Raw genomic sequence first — 4,071 nt, 5'->3', positions numbered from 1 at the left:
CGGGCACCCTCCCCGCGGGGAGGGTGCCCGGCCGCCGTCGTACGGGCTAGCGCAGTCCGGTGGAGCGCCGCAGCGCGGCCTGCAGCAGCCGGTCGATCAGCTCCGGGTACGGCACCCCGCTGGCCTCCCACATCTTCGGGTAGGCCGAGATCGGGGTGAAGCCGGGCATGGTGTTGATCTCGTTGACCATCCAGCTGCCGTCCTCCAGCAGGAAGAAGTCCACCCGGGCCAGCCCCTCGCAGCCGAGCGCCTCGAACGCGGCCACGGCCTGGCGGCGGATCTCGGCGGTCTGCGCGTCATCGAGCCGGGCCGGGATCTCGACCTCGGAGGAGTCGATGTACTTGGCCTCGAAGTCGTAGAACTCGAAGTCCCCGCCGACCATGATCTCGGCCGGCACGCTGGCCCGCGGGCCGTCCTCGAACTCCAGCACCGCGCACTCGATCTCGCGGCCGGTCACCCCGGCCTCCACGATGATCTTCGGGTCGTGGCGGCGGGCCTCCTCGATCGCGGCGTCCAGCTGGGCCAGGTCCTTGACCTTGGTGATGCCCATGCTGGAACCGGCCCGGCACGGCTTCACGAACAGCGGCAGGCCGAGCGCGGCGATCCGCTCCCGGGCGGCGGCCCGGCCCGGCTCGCTCTCCCACTCGCGCGGACGCACCACGGTCCAGTCACCCACGCCGATGCCGTGCGAGGCGAGGATCCGCTTGGTGTACTCCTTGTCCATGCCGGCCGCGCTGGCGAGCACACCGGAGCCGACGTACGGCACCCCGGAGAGCTCCAGCAGGCCCTGGATGGTGCCGTCCTCGCCCCACGGACCGTGCAGCAGCGGCAGCACCACGTCCACCTCGCCGAGCACCTTCGGCGCGGCACCGGGCTCGCTCCAGACCACCTCGCGGCTGGCCGGGCTGCCCGGCAGCGCGACCTGGCCGTCGGTGGACTCGGCGACCTGGTCGACGTCGGGCAGCCTGCCGTCGCTGATGGCCATCCGGTCCGGCTCGTCGCCGACCAGCGCCCAGCGGCCCTCATGGGTGATGCCGATCGGCAGCACCTCGTACTTGCTCCGGTCGATCGCCCGGAGCACGCTGCCGGCCGTGACGACCGAGATGGGGTGCTCGGAGCTGCGGCCGCCGAAGACGATCGCGACGCGCGGCTTGGCCGCGAGGTCCGGGGAGGTCTTTTCGATGCTCATATCGCTTTTGAGACTACCGTGCGGATGTTCCGGGTTCCCGTCACCGGCGCTCCGGCTTCGCCGAACGCGCCATCAGGCCCTTCAGCACCTCGTGGGTAGGCCGGCCGTTGTGCACCACGTCGACCACCGCCTCGACGATCGGCATGTCGACACCGCTGCGCCGGGCCAGGTCCAGCACCGACTCGCAGGACTTGACGCCCTCGGCGGTCTGGCTGGTGGCGGCGGTCGCCTCGGCCAGCGTCATCCCGCGGCCCAGGTTGGTGCCGAAGGTGTGGTTGCGCGACAGCGGCGAGGAGCAGGTGGCCACCAGGTCGCCCATCCCGGCCAGGCCCGCGAAGGTGAGCGGGTCGGCGCCGAGCGCCACCCCCAGCCGGGTGGTCTCGGCCAGGCCGCGGGTGATCAGGGTGGCCTTGGTGTTGTCGCCCAGGCCCATGCCGTCCGCCATGCCGACGGCCAGGCCGATCACGTTCTTGACCGCCCCGCCGAGCTCGCAGCCGATCACGTCGGTGTTGGTGTACGGGCGGAAGTACGGCGTGTGACAGGCCGTCTGGAGCCGCTTGGCGACCGACTCGTCGGAGCAGGCCACCACCGTCGCGGCGGGCTGGCGGTTGGCGATCTCCCGGGCCAGGTTGGGGCCGCTGACCACCGCGACCCGCTCCGGGCCGACCCCGGCGACCTCCTGCAGCACCTCGGTCATCCGCTTGGCGGTGCCCAGTTCGATGCCCTTCATCAGGCTGACCAGGACCGTCCGGGGGCCGAGCAGCGGCGCCCAGGCGGCCAGGTTCTCGCGCAGCGTCTGCGAGGGCACCACCAGGACCGCGAAGTCCGCACCGGCCAGCGCCTCGGCGGGGTCCGCGGTGGCCCGCACCGAGTCGGGCAGCACCACGCCCGGCAGGTAGTCCGGGTTGACCCGGGTCTGGTTGATCGCATCGGCCAGCTCCTTGCGGCGGCCCCACAGCGAGACCTCGCAGCCCGCGTCGGCCAGGATCATCGCGAAGGCGGTCCCCCAGGACCCGTTCCCGAACACCGCACAACGGGTCACTGGGCCTGCTCCTCGGTACCGGTCTCCTTGGCCGCCGCCCGGTCGCCCTTGCCCTCGGCCGCGGCGGCCCGCTCCCGGGCGGCCCGGCGCATGTCGTACCGGACGGCCGGCGGCTGCTCGCCGCGGATGCCGGCCAGCACCTCGGTGATGGCCGTCATGATGTCCTCGGTGGCCTCGCGCAGCACCTGGGCGGTGAGTTCCTTGCCCTGGTAGCGGCTGAGGTCCACCGGCGGGCCCGCCGCGACCGTCACCTGGTGCCGGGGGAAGAGGTTGAACTTGCTCTTCCCGCCCCGGCCGTACGGCGGCACGATCTCGTGCGCGCCCCAGTGCGCGACCGGGATCACCGGCGCGCCGGTCATCAGCGCGACCCGGGCGGCGCCGCTCTTGCCGGTCATCGGCCACAGCTCGGGGTCCCGGGTGAGGGTGCCCTCCGGGTAGAACTGGACGCACTGGCCCCGCTCGATCGCGTCGATCGCGGCCCGGAACGCCTCGGCGGCGTCGGTGGACTCGCGGAACACCGGGATCTGGCCGGTCTTACGCAGCATGAAGCCGATGAACGGCACCGAGAACAGCTGGGACTTGCCGAGTATCCGCGGCGGCCGCCCGCTGTTGTACTGCCAGTGCGCGTAGACCACCGGGTCGATCACCGAGTTGTGGTTGACCGCGGCGATGAAGCCGCCCTCCTTCGGGAGGTGCTCCCATCCGCGCCATTGCGGCTTCACCAGGGCGGTGGTCACCGGCTTCACCAGCACGGCCGCGAAGCGGTACCAGATGCCGTAGTCGGCGTTGCCGAACCTGGCGTACGAGCGGCGGGCCACCCCAGCTCCTCCTCATCCGGTGCGGCACCCAGGTGCCGCACGTCCCATGTCACCCCAGGCCTGCACCGGCCCGGGACACCGGCCCCGTCCCGCACCCCGCACCGCCGCTGCGGCACTGCCACCGAGCGATGCCGCTGCGGCACTGCCGTGAACGGGTGGGGGCTGACCTGCGCCTCTCGGCGCGGACCAGTCTCACCCGCGGGCGGACCGGCTGTCGAGCGGACCTGCCCGACAGCCGCGGGCACGTGAGCAACCGCACGTCGGCGAGGACGGCGGCGCTGGCCAGGCCCCGGGACGCGGCGCCACAATGGCGCCGATGACCGAGGACACCGTACGCCCCGCCGGGCCGCTCACGCCCGCACCCTCCCCGCCCGGGCCCGGTGCGGGGGCCCCTGCCGTACCGCACTGGTCCCTGGTACTGCCGGTCAAACCCCTGGAGGTGGCCAAGAGCAGGCTCGCACCGTACGCGGGGGCGCGCCGGGCCGAACTCGCGCTGGCCTTCGCCCTGGACACCGTCACCGCCGCGCTCGCCTGCCCGTCCGTCGCCCGGGTCCTGGTGGTCACCGGCGACCCGGCGGTGGCCGGACCGGTCCGCGCACTGGGCGCGCTGGTGGTCGACGACGAGCCCGCCGGCCGGCTCGGCGGACTCAACCCGGCGCTGGCGCACGGCGTCGCGCGTGCGCGCCTGTTCGCGCCGCACGCCCCCGTCGCCACCCTCTCCGCCGACCTGCCCGCCCTGCGGCCGGCCGAACTCGCCCTGGTGCTCGCCGCCGCACCCGTCGGCCACCGCGCCTTCCTCGCCGACACCCCCGGCACCGGCACCACCCTGCTCGCCTGCCCCCCGGGCCACCGGCTGCGGCCCGCCTTCGGCCCCGGCTCCCGCCACCGCCACGCCGCCCTCGGCGCCCGCGAACTCCCGCTCCCCGGCGTCCCGTCCGTACGCCGGGACGTGGACACCGGCAGCGACCTGGCCGAGGCACTCGCCCTGGGCGTCGGCCGCCACACCGCCGAGGCCGCGGCCG

4 protein-coding genes are annotated in these 4,071 nt (G+C 74.0%); 1 reads left to right on the top strand and 3 read right to left on the bottom strand.

The window, feature by feature from the left end; all coding sequences use genetic code 11:
* Positions 1-46 precede the first annotated feature (46 nt).
* The 3 genes from AA75_RS28105 to AA75_RS28095 are packed head-to-tail and all read right to left on the bottom strand — an operon-like array spanning position 47 to position 3,049.
* Positions 47-1,189, bottom strand: coding sequence for a D-alanine--D-alanine ligase family protein (locus AA75_RS28105; RefSeq protein ID WP_051813567.1), 1,143 nt, complete (start codon positions 1,187-1,189; stop codon positions 47-49).
* A gap of 40 nt (positions 1,190-1,229) precedes the next feature.
* Positions 1,230-2,231: an NAD(P)H-dependent glycerol-3-phosphate dehydrogenase gene (locus AA75_RS28100; RefSeq protein ID WP_033823071.1), complete on the bottom strand. Its 1,002-nt coding sequence runs from the start codon at positions 2,229-2,231 to the stop codon at positions 1,230-1,232.
* Complete coding sequence (locus AA75_RS28095; protein WP_051813565.1) at positions 2,228-3,049, bottom strand: 1-acyl-sn-glycerol-3-phosphate acyltransferase; 822 nt, start codon at positions 3,047-3,049, stop codon at positions 2,228-2,230. Before AA75_RS28095 ends, AA75_RS28100 begins: the two co-directional genes overlap by 4 nt.
* Positions 3,050-3,365: 316 nt before the next feature.
* Between AA75_RS28095 and cofC the strand changes: the two genes are divergently transcribed.
* A partial coding sequence (gene cofC, locus AA75_RS28090) for a 2-phospho-L-lactate guanylyltransferase (protein WP_233289223.1) occupies positions 3,366-4,071 on the top strand: 706 nt, incomplete at its 3' end.

It is taken from the genome of Kitasatospora sp. MBT63, from assembly GCF_000710465.2.
GTDB lineage: Bacteria > Actinomycetota > Actinomycetes > Streptomycetales > Streptomycetaceae > Kitasatospora.
Note: the sequence above shows the minus strand (reverse complement) of the source record. Positions and strands in the feature narration are given on the sequence as shown.